This window comes from Hahella sp. NS-SX17 (assembly GCF_057367735.1).
Window position 1 is genome coordinate 4,590,059 of record NZ_CM170632.1, and the last position, 20,154, is coordinate 4,610,212.

The following is a 20,154-nucleotide window of genomic DNA, read 5'->3' on the forward strand; positions in this document are numbered from 1 at the left end:
TTTCGTTTTCGCGTTGCCGCAACAAGACGCGCGCTTGCGCTCGATCAGGCCAGACTATCAGTAGTAGCTGCTGCTGTAATTGCTTTGCTTGTGGCTTTTCGCCGAGTCCATTTTCACTGTGAACCATACGTCTTTGATGCCGTGGCCATTAACATCTCCAGGCGCACGGTCGCCAACCCAGAAGTACAGAGGCTTGTTCTCATACGCCCACTGCTTGGAGCCGTCAGCGCGGGTAATGATAGTGAACTTGCCGGCATCATGAGCAGATGGACCGGCCATGAATGGAGGCCAGTTTTCCGCGCAACCGCCATTGCAGTTGGAAACGCCGGCTGCATCTTTGGTAAACGTGTACAGCGTCATGCCCTGCTTGTTGGTCATCACGGAACCAAGAGAGGTGTCTCTGCTGGAAACTGGTTCGCCGCCATGATTTTGAGAGTTAGCGGCGCAAGCAGTCAGCATCATCGCAGCGGCTAGAACGGTAAAGCTTTTGAGTTTCATAATCAGCGTCTCCTAATGAATGATTTTTTTGGGTTTAGAATGTCTTCACTTAGTAAGACGACGCCAGTTATCAATTTGGATGCATAAAAAGAAAAAATTTTATTAAACCCCGATTAGGGGACTATATTTGTAAATGAGAAGATCTCTCACTATTGGATATTCAAATAAGAAAAAGGAGACTGATCATGACACCCAAGGCCTATTTCGGCATTGCCCTCATAACAGCCACACTGGGTCTCTCCACCTGGCTGCTGGGAGGCTCCTCCTCCCCGTCTCCCTCCGCACCTGACACAACTACATCCGCCAATGTCGCCGCCGCCGTCAGCGACGCCAACGCTTTTCTCCCCATCGGCATGCAGAATTTTTCCGCTCAGGCGCGCCCTTCCACCCTGACCCAAAACCAGGACTCTTTGCTGGAGGATCAGGCGCTGGAGCGTTATGCGGAATATCAATCCTACTTTGATTATGGGCGCGATTATCGCGAGCTGCTGCAACATGCGGAGCAAATGGACAGCGCCACCCTCCGGGAAAAATTCTCCCGGGCGGAGCAGAATATCGAGCGTCTGGAAAAAGAGCACAAACTCTCAGCGGCGGAAGCATTAATTATGAAACTGGCGTTGCTGAAAATTACTCCCAATGACCCGGAGGCCAAAGCCAAGGGCATAGAACTGATCCAGCAATACAAAAAGGCCGGCGAAGCGCGCATGCAGGAGTTCAAGGATAATCCAGACCCACGTTTCGCCGAATACAAAAAACGCGAAGCGGAAATAGTGAAGGAAGTGCTGGCGATGACCCATTATCCCAATGGCCTTAGTCGCGACGATTATCTCGCCCAGCGCCTGAACGAAGAACTCAAGCAGGCCTACGCGCTGGACGGCAGTGGAGCGACGAATTAATCCTGACCGCAGGAAAGCTCCCGCGCCCACCCCGTTTCGATCCCATCTCTTCAAACAAAGGAAAGCCCCCATCCGGGGGCTTTATCGCAACGTACCAGTTCACCGGCAAGATCGGTTTACAGCAACTGATCCAGCAACCAGTACAACAGGTTGAAGCCTTTCTGATAATCGCTGACAGAGTCTTCTTCCGACGCTGACATGACCGGGCCGGAGCCTTCCATCACATTATTGACGAAGTCGTCCAGCTCCAGTCCGTCTTCCTGAATGTCCGCGTTGTTGAACTCGATAATGCTGGTGCAGTGGCTTTCATTCACGTCGCGGAAGCGCGGAATGTAATAGCCCCAGTTATCATAGCCGTCCAACGACGTCATCAGGTGGCTGGTGTCCTTGTACCAGCGCTGATGAATTCTCTGCTTGCGCTTCTCTTCATCCGGCTCGTTCTGGATATCGTCGTAGAAACGTTCATACGAGTATGACGAGTAATTGAGGTCATCCCAGAAATGCGTATGGCCCAGACGGTCGTTTGGATAGTGCTCGCCCAGTGCGGTGTAAAGCGTGCCCAGGTCGTTCAGGTTCAGAGACGACAGTTCGTTTTGCAGGTAATACAAAGGTCCGTCGCCATCGCCGTCCAGCCCCCACACATTACGAATGGTGTTTTGCAGTTTGAGAGAGGGATATTCTTCTTCAGAACCGGTCACCGGCGCAGGGAAAATAGGGCCGGAATCGTTGATCAGATAGGCCCTGCCGGGGTCCATGTCGCGACGAACCGGGTGATAGTTGGCGAAAGATCCCGCGCCGCCGGCGCTGCAGCCGGTCATCAGCATTTGTCCCGGTTGCTCCAGGTTATTCTTCAGCCAGGCCACCACAGCGCGCATATTGCGCACGCCGTTATGGCGCCATACCAGCGGGTCATTTTCTCCGGTGGGGTCGTCGTAGATCGCAACCTTGTCCCCGGTATAAATATCCCCCGTGCAATACGGTACATATACCATGTTCCAGTTCTGGGTTTTGGTGCGGGTCCAGGGATGCAAACGGAACACGAATGGACTCACCAGGCTGGCGGACGGGTTCTGCAAGCTCATGTAATCATCGGGAATACCGTTGGGATTGCGAGCGCCGCGAATGCCGGTCTGGCCGGTGCAGCTTTCATAATCCCAGCAGGCGCCGCCGCCTTCCATGTAAATCACCGTGTTGCTGGAATGCGCCACGCGATTGACGAAGAATTTGTAGGGCGAGCCATTGCCGCAGATAGCGCCGGTGTCTGGGTGCAGTTGAATGGTCTGCCATTGCAGATAGCCGCCAGGACTGAAGCCATCGGCGACTTCGGAGGGGTTGGGCGTTAAAGGGTACTGCGCTGCGTTTTGCTGCTCCTGCGTGACCGGGTTATTCGCGCCCCGGGGCCAGATCAGATTGCCCAGGGTATCCCAGAATGAGTAGTCGCCCATTTCTGCGGATACGCCAACTGAACTGCCAAGAAGACCTAGAAATACCGCTGTTTTTATTTTTGTTCTGGATTGCATTGTCTTTTCCTCCATTAATTGGAAACGCAATTCAATCCAGTCTCTCCTACCGGCTTCGCTCCTGTTTTTTAAGAAAAAAGTATTGTCGCCGACCTTGGCTCGCCGGTAATGCAGGGACCGCTAACTGGATAGCTGAAAGGCTAGTCGGGGATCAAGGGTTACGCAAATTTAATTTAACGACGTTTACCCACTTTGGGCGTTGGGAAGCCCTACCTGACGGGGCGGGGGCCGCCTACAGCAAGGGCGCAGGCCAGCGTTATCGCCTGCCAAACGGGGAAAATCGCCACACTCTCCCAAAAGCCGCGCCAGGCGGCGTCCTTGGCGGTGTCTGGCAAGCTGTTAATCAGCACAAAATCGACGACGCCCCCCGCCGCGCCGGCCAAAGTGCATGAGGCTAAAAAGATCATCCAGGCGCGTATGCGCCAGGCGAGGATGACGCCGACGGCGGTGACGCAGGCGCCCACCGCGCCCATCAGCGCCAGTGACACCACCTCCCAGGAAGCGATAAAAAACAGTAAGCATAAACGCCACCCTAGAATCGTGGCGGCGATAACGATCAACAGCGTCAGCCCCTTGCGCCCGGCGTTCCAGCCCCGACGCCAGGCGCCCAGACAAATGGCGGCGCCGAACACGCCGCCAGGCATCCAGTAGTTCACCCACAGCGCGTCGCTCAAATCCGCCAGATCGAGCACTACGCCGATGCCGGCGATAATCAAGCCTGAAGCGAGGCCGAACAGGGCGCCGAGACGGAGATCTTTGTTCATGCCAGGAGGTCCGTTCCTATTTGATGTATTGGTCAATGATGTTCTGGTAGACGGACTGGCCGTTATCTTCCATTTCCGTCTTTAACTCATCCAACGCATTCTGAAAGCGTTCGATAACCCAGTCCGGCGTATCGATATTGAAGGCGTAGTAGTTGTCGCCAGCGGAGCCAAAGTCATACACCGGAGCGTACTCGGAGGGATTGAAGCCATTCTGTTTGATGATCCAGTAGGCGGCGATGTCGCCGTAGGCCCACATGTCCACCCGGTCCGCCTCCAGCATTTTCGCCGCCAGTTCCGGGTAAGGCACCGGCTCGCGCTTTTCGGGAGGCACGCCGTATTCATCCAGTACGATTTCCGCGATGTCCTCACGTACGGAGGCGATGTGGAATTGCTTCACTTCTTCCGACGAGCGCACCCTCAGGTTACGCTCTTTCTTGGCCATCAACACAATCGGCGACGCCGCCACCGGGCCAACCCATTTAAAAAGATCTTCCCGCGGACCCCGCCGGGTCATAACAAACAAAACCGTATTGGGCGTTTTCAAGGTCAGTCTGTAACTGCGCGCCCAGGGATGCACCTGAATATCCTTACGCGTCTTCTTCGAACCCAGTTTTTTCAGGATGAGTTCCAGCAGGTCAACGGAAAAGCCTTTGAGCTGGTTGTCCTGCACATAATTAAAAGGAGGATAGTCCTCCGTCATAAACGTCAATTTTTCTATCGCGTCGTCAGCCCGACTCATGGATGCGGTCAGCAACCCAACCAGCACCACCATGGCAGGAGAGAAATACCATCGCATGCTTTTAAGCCTCCACACCAAATCGGTTTCCCCATCCTGCTGAAACCAGACATAGACGTTATACCTTCAATTCTTTACGCGAAGTCCATAACCGTCAAACTTTCGCCGAATTCATATATGATTCTGGTTACTTTTATCGACAATCATTATTTACGACGACAACAGTTTCTTATGTCCCAGGCCCTGGCTTTATTTCATCCAATTATCGCGGAATGGTTCGCCGCCAATTTAGGCGCGCCTACGGATATTCAAACCAAAGCCTGGCCGCGCATTGCTTCTGGCGAGCACTGCCTGATCACGGCTCCCACCGGCAGCGGCAAAACCCTCACCGCCTTTCTCTGGGCCCTCAACCGCTTCGCCACCGGTGAGTTGCAACCGGGGCGTACGCGAATCCTCTATATTTCGCCACTGAAAGCGCTGAATAACGATATCCGCAATAACCTCAGCCGCCCGCTGGCGGAGCTGACAGCCTGCTTTGAACACAAAGGCGAGCCCTTCCCGGCTATCCGCGCACAGACCCGCAGCGGCGACACCCCCTCAGGCGAGCGCCGCCAGATGCTGCGCCAACCGCCAGAGATACTCATCACTACACCGGAAAGCCTCAACCTGCTGCTGAGTTCGCAAAGCGGCCTCAGCCTGCTGCAGGACCTGGATACGGTCATCATTGATGAAGCGCACTCCCTGCTTGGCGTCAAACGGGGCGCTTACCTGATCTCCGCCGTGGAGCGTCTGGTAGACCTTTCCGGTGAGTTCCAGCGCATCGCCCTGTCCGCCACTATCAACCCCATCTCCGTCGCCGCGGACTTTATCGCCGGCTACGAACTGGATGTCGCCCAGCCGGACTACGCACGCCACCCGCAATACCGCAAGCGTCCGATCACGCTGGTGGAGTCCAACGCCGCCAAGCATTACCGGCTCAGCGTCAATTACCCGGCCGCCATCGCCCATCGCGGAGCGGATAAACACCTCTGGGACGCCCTGGCGGAAACCCTGCTGACGCGAATTCAGGCTAACCGCGCCACGCTGATCTTCACCAATAATCGCGCCCTGTGTGAAAAGCTCACTTACAAAATCAATCAGGCGGCGCACGCTATGGTGGCCTACGCGCACCACGGCTCGCTGTCGCGGGAGATTCGCACCGAGGTGGAGCAACGCCTCAAGGGAGGCGAACTGGCCGCTATCGTCGCCACCAGCTCTCTGGAGATGGGCATTGATATCGGCGCGCTGGACGAAGTCGTACTGGTGCAGACCGCCGGTTCGGTGGCGGCGGCGATCCAGCGCGTGGGTCGGGCCGGACATAATGTGGGCGACGTCAGCGTCGGCTCGCTGTTTCCCACACACCCGCAGGACTTTCTGGAGTCCGCCGTCCTGGCCAAAGCCATTATGGAAAAAGATCTGGAGCCGGTGCGCCCATTGCAATGCCCCCTTGATGTGCTGGCGCAGATAATTATCTCTATGACCGGCGTCGCCACCTGGGACCTGGATGAGCTGTACGCCCATTTGCGCATGTCCAGCGTTTACCACCATTTGCCCTGTCGCCAATTTGATCTGCTGATTGACATGCTGGCAGGGCGTTATGCGGAGAGTCGCATCCGCGAACTGCAGGCGCGGGTCTCCGTGGATCGCCTGGACAACACGGTCACTGCGCGACCGGGCGCGTTGCTCTCTCTGTATCAGTCCGGGGGCGTGATACCGGATCGCGGTTATTTTCATCTGCGTCATCAGGACAGCAGCGCCCGTATCGGCGAGCTGGACGAAGAGTTTGTCTGGGAGGCGAAAATCGGACAAAGCTTCACTCTCGGCGCACAATTCTGGCAAATCCAGAAAATCACCCACAACGACGTATTCGTGCTTCCCGCCAAAGCGGGCGCCACTACGCCGCCGTTTTGGAAAGCCGAGTCCATCAGCCGTAATTTCCACTTCTCCGAACAAATTGGCCTGTTCCTGGAGCATCTCGATGCCAATCTGGACGCCGCTGATCTGGTCGCCACCTTGCAGTCGCAATACTGCATGACTGCGGAAGCGGCGGACTCCCTGCTGGATTTCCTGCGTCGCCAACGGGCCCACACGGGACGCCCCCTGCCGCATCGTCACCACCTATTGGTGGAGATCGTCGACTCAATACTGGGACACAGCCACGGCCGTCAGATGGTGCTGCATACCGGCTGGGGCGCGGAAGTGAACCGCCCCTGGGGCATGGCTTTGGAAGCCGCCTGGCTGGAATCCTTCGGCGAGCAGCCGGTGGTATACGTCAGTAACGAGTGCATCGTCCTGCAAATGCCAGAGGAGATTCCCGTCGAAACCATTCTCTCTCTGGTCTCCCCGGAGCGGATAGAGACGCTGTTACGCGCCCGTCTGGAGGGTTCCGGCTTTTTCGGCGCACGTTTCCGGGAATGCGCAGGCCGGGCGTTGCTGCTCAACAGAGGCAAGTTCAATGAGCGCCGGCCTTTGTGGATGAGTCGCTTACAGTCACAGAAACTGCTGAACTCCGTGCTCAAGTACGAGGACTTTCCCATTCTGCTGGAAACCTGGCGCACCTGTCTGCAGGACGAGTTCGATCTTCTCGCGTTAAAGCAACTGCTGGAGGAGCTGCAAACCGGACAGATTCAGTGGTCTGTCGCCAACACCCGAACGCCCAGCCCCATGGCGCAGAATATCGCCTGGGAACAGGTCAACCTGTACATGTACAAGGACGACACGCCCACCTCGGACAAGACCTCCAATCTCAGTGAGGAGCTGCTGCGAGAGCTGTTGTACAACGATGAGCTGCGTCCCACCGTAAACGCTGAACTGTGTCAGCGCTTCGTGCAGAAGCGCCAGCGCCTGGCGCCGGGTTATGCGCCGGACAGCGCGCGAGACCTGTTGGACTGGATCAAGGAACGCGGCGCTATTGCGGACTCTGAATGGCGCGAATTACTCGCCCGTATTGAGTCGGAATCCGGCAAGGAGACACTGCAAGACATGTTGACGGCGACGGAGGCCAAACTCATTCGCCTGACGTATCGCGACGTCCAGATTATGGTGGCGCGGGAAAACCAGGACTCCTTCGCACAGGCGTTCTATCCGGAAACCGACGCGGGTGCGGAATCCGATGCGCTCTTCGATACGTTGTTGGGCGATTGGCTGCGCTTTTACGGCCCGGTATCCTCCTCGGAGATAAGCCACTGGCTTGGCGTCGATCCACAACGTTTGCAGCGGGCTCTCGACGATCTGGTGGAAGCGCGCGCAATCGTGGCCGGCCCGTTGATCGAGGGGGACTCCGAGCTGCGTTATTGCGATAGGGAGAACTTCGAAATCCTCCTGCATATGGCGCGCAAAGAGGCCGCACCGGAATTCGCCCCCCTCCCCCTGGAGCAGCTTCCCCTGTTCTTACATTGCTGGCAGACCCAGGCGTGCGAGCGTGATGACGATCCCCATGAGCGACTCTTCGATATTTTGCAACGCCTGCAGGGAGCGCCCGCCCCCGCCGCGCTGTGGGAGAATGAAATACTCCCTGCGCGCTTGCCGGACTACAACCCGGCCTTGCTGGACCATCTGTTTCAGGAATCCGACCTGGAGTGGCTTGGCGTGGAGGAAGGCAAAACCCTATTCTGCTTCAATGCGGACCTGGATCTGCTTGACGCCCCCGCCTCTCTGAACGAAGCAAACGCCAGCGAACTGCAGACCCTGTTTCCAGACGCCGACAGTCGTTACGACTTCCAAGCCCTCTCCGTGAAAAGTGGGCTGGACAACACTACGCTGACGGAACGTTTATGGGACTGGGTATGGAAGCAACGCGTCAACAATGACACCTTCGCCGCGTTGCGCAGGGGGGTGGAAAACAAGTTCACTATTCCCGAGCTGCCCGCTCAGAGCTCCGGCAGGCCTCCTTCGCGCCGACGCGCCATGCGCCATTCCTTCGCCCAGTCAAAACAGGCGGCGAACAGTCCCGGAACCTGGCGGCAAGTGCGCTGGCCCCTGCGGCAGGAAGACCCGATAACGGAACAGGAGCGCGGCAAAGACCGCGCACGTCTGCTGTTAAGCCGCTACGGCGTAGTGTTTCGCGAACTGCTACAAAGAGAGCTGCCGGAAATGCGTTGGAGCGCAGTGTTTCGCTCCCTGCGCCTGATGGAGCTTTCCAGAGAGATTATTGGCGGCTACTTTTTCAAAGATATTCCCGGCCCACAGTTCATCACGCCAGCGGCGTTGCAGAAACTACAGAGCGGCCTACCGCAGGCGCGCATATACTGGCTCAACGCCACTGATCCTGCGTCCCTTTGCGGACTGGGTCTGGCGGGCTTGAAACAACGGCTGCCGAAACGGTTGGACTCCATACACATGAGTTTCATGGGGCCTGAGTTGGTCATGATCTCCCGCCGTAACGGCAAACAACTGGAGATCTTGATTGCGCCCGACCATCCAGACATAGAGGCCTGTCTGGCGCCTTTGCGCAACCTGCTGTATCGGCTCCATCAGCCGCTCAAAAGCATCAACCTGGAAACCATTAACGGTGAAAAAGCCACAGACAGTCCCTACCTCGTTTCTCTAAGCCGCATGTTCGACGTGCAGAAGGGATACAAGGACGTCGCGCTCAACCGCAAACTGCTATGACGCCCGCCACCCAGCGGGCGTAAGAAACGTCAACCCAGTGCGATACCGCTCACCGCGAACAGAATCGCTACCACATAAAACAGAAATACTTTCAGATTTGCTGGAACAACCGGATAGGAATGCGTCGGGGCAGGTTTGATCATCATTGCTTCGCTCCTCGTTGTTGTCGGCGTTCTAGCCACGCCTGCAGGGGAACGGATGAAGCAACTCGCAAAAGCCGGCCGCGGTATCCTGCAGGGACTCCTCTGGCTGATCAGAGTTCCCTCTGGCGAGCACAACACAGGCACTACGATGAATACAGCGGACACAGACGGCGTCTGGCTGGAGGCAACCACTCTATCCAACGCCCGGCTCAGATATAAAGGGTAGACTGTGATCAATAAATGGTCCAATTGGGCGCTATTTCAACCCTCTTTCCTGCAAGATATCCAGAAGCGCACGAGTGAAGGATTCTTTATCCTTCACATCCAAATGGGAGCCATCTGGAAGAGAAAAACCGCTTAGTGTAGGAAAATCCGCAAAGTGAACCGCATTAAATCGCTTGCTGATGAATCTGTCCCAATACTCGTTCTTTGGCCATACATGTTCGTCGTAGGCCCAAATTAGTTTATCTGTAGGAAAACGCACAAGGTAAACTTTACCTCCACGTTTCTCTATTTTTTTTACATACGCACTAATTTTATCAACATTTTTTCTAAATATGGTTATGTCTCCGGCTTCTATACCTGCAAGCTGATCCACAATATATTTATTAAAATAAGGCAAGTCATGAGCTTCAGAAGGAGGCTCCAAGCCATAATACCTATACACTCTTACCATATAAGTTTCACTCATATCTTGAAGATGATAATAGGCGTCACGACTTCGGTCTGGATTTGTAATGATGTCTAACTTTTTCTCACTCTTTAATGAAGGTTCCCATTTATCAATCAAATCCATGGGCTTGGCCCCCATAAACCTACTTGCAAGCCTTGACCTCAACTCTCGATCTATAGCGTTATCTACCTGCCTAAATGGCTCCACCGGCTCTTTCTTTTGCTTATGGTATGCGCTAATCCAATCTTCAGAGCGCTGCATTAAGGATGTTGAAAGCAAGAATTTTTCGTGCACTGATACGATTAAATCGCCAGTAAAGCTGGAGTTTTCACTGATATCTCTGAGGACAGGGATAAAAGAGGACGCGTCAATGGCTAACTGAAAAACCGGGCGCTTTACCCTCTCACGCATCCTGTCTGTATCTATTCCTAATTGAATACGCGACGCTCCAATCAGAGCTACAGGACGCTCGGAGCCGCCTCCAATTTTATCTCGCTGATCTATCCAATACTCTACGGCGTCAACCTGTGTTGGCGTATATCCAGAAAACCTCAACCCTACTTCGAATACCAATATTGTAACTCCAGTTAACAATATGGCGGCCAACCAAGTCGTCCTCCATTTCCCTTTGGGAATGCGATCATTAGAACTGGAAGTAGATAAACGCACGGGAGTCACCACTCGATAACAAAAACAGGCAAATCAGACAACCACTTAAAAAAAGCGATCGCAAAAGCGGTCCCATATTAGAGAATAGATACTCAATACTTCTCTCACGCAAATTAAAATGTATAACGAAGAGCCCAATGCTTCCAACGCATGCATAAAACAGGCTATTCTGAATCGCCCCGGTTTTATCAGAGGCAATTTTATCGGATGCATTAGCGCCGCCAACTAAATTCAGCAGTATCTGAGCGCACTCTTCTACGCTTTGACTTCTAAAAAATACCCATGTCAAAGAAACCAATACGAATGTTAGAAAGGCCAATATAAAACTTTTGAACGCTCCGACTGGTTTGTTGAAAGAAACCGAGACTCTACGAAAGCGGCGCTCCATTATAAGATAAACCCCATGCAAACTCCCCCAGATAACAAACATCCATGAGGCGCCGTGCCATAATCCACCGACAAGCATTGTAAAAAAAAGATTAAAGTATGTCCTGCCGCTACCTAAACGGTTTCCGCCCATAGATATATATACATAGTCCCTGAGCCAGGTAGACAGACTAATATGCCAGCGTCGCCAAAAGTCCTGTATCCCTATTGCTCCATAGGGAGAGTTAAAATTGTCGGGCAATACAAATCCAAAACATAGCGCAACACCTATGGCGCTAGTCGAATAGCCGGAAAAGTCACAGAATATTTGCCCCGAAAAAGCAAATACCGCAATCCAGGTCTCAAGTTGCCCATATGTATCAGGACTTTGGTATACCGCATCAACGATTGGAGCAAAAAGATTATCCGCTAACGCAACTTTCTGGAACACGCCAAATACGAGCAAGCACAACCCCCATCCCAGCTGATCAGCAGAAGCCTTCTTTGGCTTCTCGCACTGTGGTAAAAAATCATTGGCTCTAACAATTGGACCAGCTACCAGCTGTGGAAAAAACGAGACATACAGCGCATAGTCGCTGAACGAGGTAGCGGGCTTAATCTTTCCTCGGTAAACATCAATTGAGTATGAGATTGTTTGGAATGTATAAAATGATATGCCCATCGGCAGTAATATATCGAATGATGACGCCTGGATAAGCCCACCACTGATAAAGGAAAGGTTCTCCGAGAGAAAGCTCCAGTACTTGAAAAAGCCCAGTAAGCCTAAATTAATAAAGAGCGTCCCCCAAACGTATGCTTTCTTCTTCTTTTTCGATTCTGCGCGAAAGATACCTTTCGCTATATACCAGTCACAAACTGTTGAAAATAGCAACAGGAAGACAAAACCTGGATTCCAGGCAGAGTAAAATATATAGCTAGAGATAAGTAGTATTAGTTTTTGAAGCCGCCAGTTATTGCACGTACTAAAGGCTATCCATACGGTAGCGAAGAAGATGAAAAACAAATAGGTATTAAATGGCATACGCGTCTGCGCCAGCTAAGGAGCGCCCCATTATACATACCTCCTTTCAAGACACATATTTAAAGCCCTAAGGCCCCCATTGAACGATGCCACACAAATGAAGCCCCCTGCGAGTCATGATTTCAATATCCGTAACAACTGAGTAACAGTTAATTCTCTCATCATTATGCCGAAAGCCTTCCTGGAAGCCTTTGTGGGGGTTCAAGCGCTATTTTCTACCTCATCCATTACAACCTCCTGATTCGCCGCTAAAATGCCTATACAATATGCGCCCGAATCATTGACGGCTTTCGTCAGGTAATCGCAAGGACAAATTATTCGTGTCATCCAAACCCCGGTTTCAGCAAGTTAAGGACTTTATCGTCAGCGGCATCGAAAGCCAGCGCTATGTGGTCGGAGGACGCATTCCCACGGAAATGCAGTTGGCGCAGCAGTTTCAGGTGAGCCGCATGACGGTGCACAAAGCGATACGGGATCTGGTGAATGAAGGGCGTCTGGTGAGATATCAGGGGCAAGGCACTTTCGTCAACGACGCCAAGCCCACCTCTTCTTTTCAGGATATCCGCAACATCGCGGAAGAAATCAAAGCCCGGGGGCATGAATACAGCGCCCGCATCGTCAAGCAGGAGCAATTGCGCGCCTCTTCCAATGTGGCGGTGCAGCTGGGCGTCAAAACCGGCGTAGCGGTGTTTCACACCTTAATCGTCCACCAGGAAGACGGCGTGCCGGTGCAACTGGAAGATCGCTACATCAACCCTTTGCTGGCGCCGGAATATCTGGACCAGGATTTTTCCGTCGTCACTCCCAATCAATACCTCACTTCCGTTTATCCGGTTTCCGATGTGGAGCATATTATCGAAGCGGTGCTGGCGGACCCGGACCAGTGCAAGCTGCTGGAAATCAATACCAATGAGCCCTGCCTGCGCATCTACCGTCGCACCTGGAGCCGTCAGCAATTAGTCAGCAGCGCCCACCTGACTTATCCTGGCAGCCGCTATCGCCTGCAATCCGACAGCCACTTTTCATAGGCATCGCTTCCCTCTTCTCATAGCGACGATCAAATCAGTTTATCTTGTAGCGACTGACAGCCTCAGGCTCGCCTTACGCGCGGGCTGACGCGTGTGGTTTCCTTATCTTTTCCTCTGTTTCCAGCCATCTTGACTATAGATCAAGCAGTTAACGAACCATAAATTTGTATATACATTTAAAATTCCTAGCCTCTAAAAACCTCGCTACATGCGGGTGGTGCAGACGCAGAGTCCGCTACATTCGCATCAGCCAGCCAAATTCAAAAAATGTCTTAAACCCTCTATTTTTATAGCCATCACGGCATGACAGCACAGTCTTCAGGCTACCCCACACCAGTTTCTGTGTTCGTTATGAAAAGAAGTTTTTCTCGTCCCCCCTCTTGCGCAAACCGCCGTTTTCGTCTTTAAATGTATATACATTTATAAAAACACTGCGGAGAGCGAGATTTTATGGATTGGTGGATCAACGCCAGGATCGCCACCCTCGATCCTGACGCCCAACACGCTTACGGACTGCTGGAAAACCATGCACTCGGCGTGGCGCACGGCAATATCGAAGCCATCGTCCCCATGTCTGAATGGGATGGCGGCGCGTCCGATCACATCACTGACGCCAATGGTCGCCTGATCACCCCCGGCCTGGTGGATTGTCACACCCATCTTGTTTACGGCGGCGACCGCGCCGCTGAGTTCGAAATGCGCTTGCAAGGCGTTTCCTACGCTGACATCGCCAAACAGGGCGGCGGCATTATTTCCACCGTGCGCGCCACCCGCGCCGCCACTGAAAAAGAGCTGTTGCAGCAATCTGAGAAACGCTTGCTGGCCCTGCTGCGGGAAGGCGTGACCACAGTAGAGATCAAATCCGGCTACGGCCTGGATCTGGAGTCAGAGCTGAAGATGCTGCACGTAGCGCGACGTCTGGGGCAACGCTATCCGGTCAACGTCCGCACCACCCTGCTGGCGGCTCACGCCTTGCCTCCCGAGTACGCCGGTCGCTCCGACGACTATATATCCTGGATCTGCGAAGAAGCCCTGCCCTTGGCCCATGAGCAAAAGCTCGCTGACGCCGTGGACGTGTTCTGCGAATCCATCGCATTCACCCCAGAGCAATGCCGCCGGGTATTCGAAGCCGCGCAGAAACTGGGCCTGCCGGTGAAAGGCCACATGGAGCAACTGACGTTGAGCGGCGGCAGCCAGCTCGCCGCGGAATTCAACGCGCTGTCCGTCGATCATGTGGAATATCTGGACGAGGCTGGCGTGCAGGCTATCGCGGCCTCCGGCACGGTGGCGACGCTGCTGCCCGGCGCCTTCTATTTCCTGAGGGAAACCCAGCGTCCCCCCATGGATCTGTTGCGCAAGCACAAAGTCGCCATGGCTCTGGCCACAGACCTTAATCCCGGTTCCTGCCCTCTGGCGTCAATGCGTCTGATGATGAACATGGGTTGCACCTTCTTTGGCATGACCCCGGAAGAAACCCTCGCCGGCGTCACCCGCCACGGCGCTAAGGCGCTTGGCATGCAGGACCGCATCGGCCATCTGGCGCCGGGCATGGCTGCGGACTTTATTGTCTGGGATTGTCAGCACCCGGCTCAGTTGAGCTACGAATTCGGCGTCACCGGTCCGCATCAACGGGTTTTTCATGGAGAAATTCACAATGTCTGAGGCAAAAGTCTGGTCAGGTCGCATCGACAGCGCCGACGGCCCCACCGCCGTACGCTGGCACCAGCAAGTTCGCGCGCCGCAGGAAGACAGTCCGGCGGGCGTGTCGTTGATCGGCTACCCCTGCGATCTCGGCGTCTATATCAACAAAGGCCGCGTGGGCGCGGCGAACGGCCCTGACGAAATCATCAAGGCTCTGGCGAACCTGCCCTGGCGCCTTTCCCGCCCGGTTTATGACTGCGGCAATATTAAGTGGGAGGGCGAGCTGGAAGACGCCCAGGCGGCGCTGGCCAACAAGGTATTCAAGCAGCTGCAGGCGGGACACAACCCTATTGTATTGGGCGGCGGCCATGACGTCGCCTGGGGCAGCTTTCAGGGCCTGCGCCGACATATGGATCAGGCGGCGCCGGACAAAGTGCTCGGCATCCTTAACCTGGATGCTCACTTTGATCTGCGCAGCGACAGCGAAGGGGCCAGCTCCGGTACGCCTTTCCAGCAGATCGCCAAATACTGTAAAAACACCGGCAAGCCCTTTCACTATGCGGTGTTCGGCATCAGTGAATACGCCAATACCCAGGCCTTATTCGACCGCGCCGACAAACTGGGCGTCACTTATCTGAAAGACACCCATTGCGGCTTTACCCAATTGGGCCCCATGTTGCGCGCGCTGGACGCCTTCATGAGCAAAATTGATTGTCTCTATCTCACTATCGACCTGGATGTACTGCCGGCGGCCACCGCTCCCGGCGTCAGCGCCCCGGCGGCCTGCGGCGTTCCATTGGAAATCGTCGAAGCCATGCTGGACGCAATTCAGCGTAAAGGCCTGCCAGTGCTGATGGCGGACATCGCCGAGTACAACCCCACTTACGATATCGACAGCAGAACCGCCCGCGTCGCCGCACGACTCGCCGCGCGCCTGGCCGGGCTGCTGGGAAAACCAACAACAAAAGCGTAGAAGTAACTCACAGGAGAAACCGATGAAAGATCCTCGCCATGACGACCAGAGAGAGATCCGCGCCCCACGCGGCTCTGAGCTGAACGCCAAGTCCTGGTTGACCGAAGCGCCGCTGCGCATGCTGATGAACAATCTGGACCCGGAAGTCGCCGAGCACCCTAAATCCCTGGTAGTGTATGGCGGCATCGGTCGCGCCGCCCGCGATTGGGAATGCTTCGACAAAATCGTGGAAGTGCTGAAGCGCCTGGAAGATGACGAGACGCTGTTGGTGCAATCCGGCAAACCGGTAGGCGTATTCAAGACTCACGCCGACGCGCCCCGCGTTCTGATCGCCAACTCCAACTTGGTGCCCCACTGGGCCAACTGGGAACACTTCAACGAGCTGGATAAGAAAGGCCTGATGATGTACGGCCAGATGACCGCCGGCTCCTGGATCTACATCGGTTCTCAGGGCATTGTGCAAGGCACTTACGAGACTTTCGTTTCCGTGGCCAAGCAACACTTCAACGGTGAGGCCCACGGCAGATGGATTCTGACCGGCGGTCTGGGCGGCATGGGCGGCGCGCAGCCTCTGGCGGCGACCATGGCCGGCTTCTGCATGCTGGCGGTGGATTGCGATCTCAGCCGCATCGAGTTCCGTCTGCGCACGCGCTACCTGGATAAGCAGGCGAAAAATCTGGACGACGCTCTGGCGATGATCGAAGACGCCAAGAAGACCGGCGAAGCCATCTCTATCGGTCTATTGGGCAACGCAGCGGACGTATACGCGGAGCTGGTCAAGCGCGGCGTTACTCCTGACGTGGTCACCGACCAGACTTCCGCTCACGACCCGCTGAACGGCTACCTCCCGCAAGGCTGGAGCATGGAGCACGCAGCGGAAATGCGTCTGAAAGACCCCGCTGCCGTGGTCAAAGCGGCCAAGCAATCGATGGCGGTGCAGGTGCAAGCCATGCTGGCGTTACAGGAAGCTGGCGCAGCGACCCTGGACTACGGCAACAACATCCGTCAGATGGCGCTGGAAGAAGGCGTGAAGAATGCATTTGATTTCCCCGGTTTCGTGCCCGCCTACATTCGTCCCCTGTTCTGCGAAGGCGTAGGCCCCTTCCGCTGGGCGGCGTTGTCCGGCGACCCGGAGGACATTTACAAAACGGACGCCAAGGTCAAAGAACTGATTCCCGACAACCCGCACCTGCACAACTGGCTGGATATGGCGCGCGAACGCATCAGCTTCCAGGGTTTGCCGGCGCGTATCTGCTGGGTGGGACTGAAAGACCGCGCCCGTCTGGGTCTGGCCTTCAATGAAATGGTGCGTAACGGCGAACTGAAAGCCCCTGTGGTTATCGGCCGCGACCACCTGGATTCCGGCTCCGTCGCCAGTCCCAACCGGGAAACCGAGAGTATGATGGATGGTTCCGACGCAGTTTCCGACTGGCCGTTGCTGAACGCCATGCTGAATGTCGCCGGCGGCGCCACCTGGGTGTCTCTGCACCACGGCGGCGGCGTAGGAATGGGCTTCAGCCAGCATTCCGGCGTGGTGATTGTCTGTGACGGCACCGAAGCGGCGGATCAGCGTATCGCCCGCGTGCTGCGCAACGATCCCGGCACTGGCGTAATGCGCCATGCCGACGCAGGTTACGACATCGCTCGTAATTGCGCCAAAGAGAACGGCCTCGACTTGCCGATGTTGAAAGACTAATGCGTAGCGGAGTACATAACGTGAACGAGCTGTTAATTAATCCCGGTCAACTTACCCTGGCGGATCTGCGCAAAGTCAGCCGCGGCCCGGTGAAACTGTCACTGAGCGAAGACGCCTACCGCGTCATGGATAAATCCCACGAAGCCGTCGCCCGCGTCATGCGCGAAGGTCGCGTGGTCTATGGCGTCAACACCGGGTTTGGCCTGCTGGCCAACACCCGTATCGCCGAAGACCAACTGGAAGTGCTGCAGCGCTCCATCGTGCTGTCTCACGCAGCAGGCACCGGCGACTTCATGGACGACGCCACCGTGCGTCTGATGATGACGCTGAAAATCAATGCGCTGGCGCGGGGCTACTCCGGTATTCGCAGCCTGGTAGTGGACGCGCTGATCAAACTGGTTAACGCTGAAGTTTACCCGATCGTGCCCAAGAAAGGCTCCGTAGGCGCTTCCGGTGACCTGGCCCCTCTGGCGCATATGAGCTGCGTCCTGCTGGGCGAAGGTCAGGCCAGACACGATGGCAAAATCGTCGACGCTATGACCGCTCTCGACATCGCTGGCCTGCAACCTGTCACTCTGGCGCCGAAAGAAGGCTTGGCGCTGCTAAACGGCACACAGGCCTCCACGGCGTTCACCCTGGAAGGCTTGTTCTTCGCTGAAGATCTGTTCGCGGCGGCCACTGTGACCGGCGCCATGAGCGTAGAGGCCGCCCTGGGCAGCCGCACGCCTTTCGACCCTCGTATTCATGACGCACGCGGCCAGAAAGGCCAGATCGACGCGGCGGTCATGTATCGCCACCTGCTGGCTGACACCAGTGAGATCGCGCAGAGCCACAGCAACTGCGGCAAGGTGCAGGACCCCTACTCTCTGCGCTGCCAGCCTCAGGTCATGGGCGCCTGTTTGACCCAGATCCGCAACGCGGCGGAAGTGTTGCAGGCGGAAGCCAATGCGGTATCCGATAACCCGCTGGTGTTCGCCGACGAAGACGATATTCTGTCCGGCGGCAACTTCCACGCGGAGCCGGTCGCCATGGCGGCGGACAATCTGGCGCTGGCGCTGGCGGAAATCGGCTCTCTGTCCGAACGTCGTATGGCGCTGTTGATCGATCCGAACATGTCCAAGCTGCCTCCTTTCCTGGTGGACAATGGCGGCGTGAACTCCGGTTTCATGATCGCCCAGGTGACCAGCGCCGCGCTGGCCAGCGAGAACAAGTGTCTGTCTCACCCTTCCAGCGTGGACAGCCTGCCGACATCCGCCAACCAGGAAGATCACGTGTCCATGGCGACTTACGCCGGCCGTCGTCTGACCGACATGGCGGACAACACCCGCGGCATTCTCGCCATCGAAATTCTGGCCGCCACTCAGGGCATGGATTTCCGCAGCCCGCTGAAGTCCTCCGCATTGGTGGAGAAAGCGCGCAAGTCAGTGCGTCAGGTGGTGCCGTTCTACGATCACGACCGCTATTTCGGCCCGGACATCGAGCAAGCCAAGCAACTGCTGGCCTCCGCTGTCTTCAACGAGTGGCTGCCGCAAGGCATGATGGTCAGTTTCTAACCTGCCGTTAGAACGACTCCAAGAAAAAGCCGGACGCTGTTAAACGTCCGGCTTTTTACTTTAGGGCGCCCCGTCCTGAAATAGGTTGGCGCCTGTTTCAGGACTAGACAGGGTCCGCGAGCGCTACTTCATGCCATATTTCTTCAAAATCTGATCAAAAGTTCCATCCGCTTTCATCGCCGCCATGCCCTTATTCAATGCGTTAATGATTTCTTCATGCTTGGCGTTGGCGAGGCCGCAGGTGACGTGCAAGGCATTGGCGCTCAGCGCGTTCTGGGTGAAGTCGATTTGATCAAGCAGCCCTGGCTCTTCTTTGGCGATATGCGAGCGCGCCACCAGTTCATCTTCCAAGGTAAGATCCACCCTGCCGGACACCACCTTCTTCACGTTCGGTAAAAAGTCCGCGGTTTCCGGGCGCTTAAAGTTAGTGGCGTTGAGGAACTCATCTCCGTATCCGTAGCCTCTGACGATTCCCACGGACTTGCCGGTCAGGCTGTCCATTCCGTTGTATTCGAATGGATCGCCTTTGCGTTTGATGAATTTAATCTCATTGGTCAGATAGGGCTCGCTGTAGTGGAGGAACTCCGTTCGCTCTTTCGTCCACCAGGTGCCGATCAGCACGTCGTATTTGGCGTTTTTGACGCCGTCAATGGCGCGAGCCCAGGGCATGATATTCATTTCCAGAGTGAACCCGGAACGGGAAAAAGCCTCTCGAGCCAGAGACACGGCGACGCCGCCATCCGGGTCGTTAGGATCAATAAAAGGAGGCCAGGGGTCGCCGGCGGCGGTGACGGTTTCCGCTCGGACGGAAACCGCAAGGAATAACGCAAGGAAGGTCAAAATGGCGGATTTAAACTTCATCGAAGAAACCCTCAATTGATTAACGGAAAATCTATGCGTCCGTTCAATCAAATTATGGTTGAAGGCGCCGGATTTGCCAGACAATCGGGGGGCTTCAGGTCTCTACGTCAGTAAAATTTTGTCATTCCTCAATAAATTCCCATGTATCCGCGCCGTCAAACTTTTTGATTGGCGTGTTCGCAATCCATTTCGGCTCCAACATACGACAATTTATCGTTATCCGCTTTTCCTCACTGTTATCCGTGGAAGAAGGCCCGATATATCTAAATTTTCTGAGCTAAGTACAGGGATTGATAAAAGTGATTCGTCACTCGCAGCGCTTCGCCACAGTGAACAGGCGCCTACAAACACAGTAGAGCTTGCGATCAAGATAGCAGCTATTCGTAATGCAAAACTGTACCGCGCTCTATGCTCCTTTCGATTTCTCAAGTGAATAGCGGAGGTT

General features: G+C 55.2%; 15 protein-coding genes. 8 read left to right on the forward strand and 7 right to left on the reverse strand.

The window, feature by feature from the left end:
* Positions 1-57: 57 nt before the first annotated feature.
* The gene (locus AC2IBB_RS20260) at positions 58-498 is read right to left on the reverse strand and encodes a COG4315 family predicted lipoprotein (RefSeq protein ID WP_486328570.1); all 441 of its coding nucleotides are present in this window, start codon (positions 496-498) and stop codon (positions 58-60) included.
* 185 nt (positions 499-683) lie between these two features.
* On the opposite strand from AC2IBB_RS20260, the gene AC2IBB_RS20265 reads away from it, so the two are divergent.
* Positions 684-1,394 (forward strand): hypothetical protein, encoded by a 711-nt coding sequence (locus AC2IBB_RS20265; RefSeq protein ID WP_486328571.1) that lies wholly within the window; start codon positions 684-686, stop codon positions 1,392-1,394.
* A gap of 116 nt (positions 1,395-1,510) precedes the next feature.
* On the opposite strand, the gene AC2IBB_RS20270 is transcribed toward AC2IBB_RS20265, so the two are convergent.
* The 3 genes from AC2IBB_RS20270 to AC2IBB_RS20280 form a co-directional block, all read right to left on the reverse strand.
* Positions 1,511-2,914 carry a pectin acetylesterase-family hydrolase gene (locus AC2IBB_RS20270; RefSeq protein ID WP_486328572.1) on the reverse strand — a complete coding sequence of 468 codons (1,404 nt, stop codon included), beginning with the start codon at positions 2,912-2,914 and terminating at the stop codon, positions 1,511-1,513.
* 209 nt (positions 2,915-3,123) lie between these two features.
* Positions 3,124-3,678, reverse strand: coding sequence for a hypothetical protein (locus AC2IBB_RS20275; protein ID WP_486328573.1), 555 nt, complete (start codon positions 3,676-3,678; stop codon positions 3,124-3,126).
* A 16-nt stretch (positions 3,679-3,694) separates the two neighbouring features.
* Positions 3,695-4,474, reverse strand: a complete 780-nt coding sequence (locus AC2IBB_RS20280; RefSeq protein ID WP_486328574.1) for a substrate-binding periplasmic protein — start codon at positions 4,472-4,474, stop codon at positions 3,695-3,697.
* Between the two features lie 171 nt (positions 4,475-4,645).
* Between AC2IBB_RS20280 and AC2IBB_RS20285 the strand changes: the two genes are divergently transcribed.
* Both AC2IBB_RS20285 and AC2IBB_RS20290 read left to right on the forward strand, forming a co-directional pair.
* Positions 4,646-9,064: a DEAD/DEAH box helicase gene (locus AC2IBB_RS20285; RefSeq protein ID WP_486328575.1), complete on the forward strand. Its 4,419-nt coding sequence runs from the start codon at positions 4,646-4,648 to the stop codon at positions 9,062-9,064.
* 198 nt (positions 9,065-9,262) lie between these two features.
* Positions 9,263-9,433, forward strand: a complete 171-nt coding sequence (locus AC2IBB_RS20290) for a hypothetical protein (protein WP_486328576.1) — start codon at positions 9,263-9,265, stop codon at positions 9,431-9,433.
* Positions 9,434-9,463: 30 nt separating this feature from the next.
* On the opposite strand, the gene AC2IBB_RS20295 is transcribed toward AC2IBB_RS20290, so the two are convergent.
* The gene (locus tag AC2IBB_RS20295) at positions 9,464-10,486 is read right to left on the reverse strand and encodes a hypothetical protein (RefSeq protein ID WP_486328577.1); all 1,023 of its coding nucleotides are present in this window, start codon (positions 10,484-10,486) and stop codon (positions 9,464-9,466) included.
* A 37-nt stretch (positions 10,487-10,523) separates the two neighbouring features.
* Complete coding sequence (locus tag AC2IBB_RS20300; protein WP_486328578.1) at positions 10,524-11,957, reverse strand: MBOAT family O-acyltransferase; 1,434 nt, start codon at positions 11,955-11,957, stop codon at positions 10,524-10,526.
* A 320-nt stretch (positions 11,958-12,277) separates the two neighbouring features.
* Here AC2IBB_RS20300 and hutC point away from each other — a divergent pair, with 320 nt between their 5' ends.
* The 5 genes from hutC (at position 12,278) to hutH (ending at position 18,848) form a co-directional block, all read left to right on the forward strand.
* A complete protein-coding gene (gene hutC / locus AC2IBB_RS20305; RefSeq protein ID WP_486328579.1) occupies positions 12,278-12,985 on the forward strand; it encodes a histidine utilization repressor in 708 nt (235 codons plus the stop codon).
* Positions 12,986-13,435: 450 nt separating this feature from the next.
* Entirely contained in the window at positions 13,436-14,647 is a 1,212-nt protein-coding gene (gene hutI, locus AC2IBB_RS20310) for an imidazolonepropionase (protein WP_486328580.1), read from the forward strand.
* Positions 14,640-15,599 (forward strand): formimidoylglutamase, encoded by a 960-nt coding sequence (hutG, locus tag AC2IBB_RS20315; RefSeq protein ID WP_486328581.1) that lies wholly within the window; start codon positions 14,640-14,642, stop codon positions 15,597-15,599. The genes hutI and hutG overlap by 8 nt, the downstream gene beginning before the upstream one ends.
* Before the next feature lie 22 nt (positions 15,600-15,621).
* Complete coding sequence (gene hutU, locus AC2IBB_RS20320; protein ID WP_486328582.1) at positions 15,622-17,295, forward strand: urocanate hydratase; 1,674 nt, start codon at positions 15,622-15,624, stop codon at positions 17,293-17,295.
* Positions 17,295-18,848 carry a histidine ammonia-lyase gene (hutH, locus tag AC2IBB_RS20325; protein ID WP_253938636.1) on the forward strand — a complete coding sequence of 518 codons (1,554 nt, stop codon included), beginning with the start codon at positions 17,295-17,297 and terminating at the stop codon, positions 18,846-18,848. The genes hutU and hutH overlap by 1 nt, the downstream gene beginning before the upstream one ends.
* 123 nt (positions 18,849-18,971) lie before the next feature.
* Here hutH and AC2IBB_RS20330 read toward each other — a convergent pair whose 3' ends face one another.
* On the reverse strand, positions 18,972-19,709 hold the full coding sequence (locus AC2IBB_RS20330; RefSeq protein WP_486328583.1) for a transporter substrate-binding domain-containing protein: 738 nt from the start codon (positions 19,707-19,709) through the stop codon (positions 18,972-18,974).
* Between the last annotated feature and the right edge of the window lie 445 nt (positions 19,710-20,154).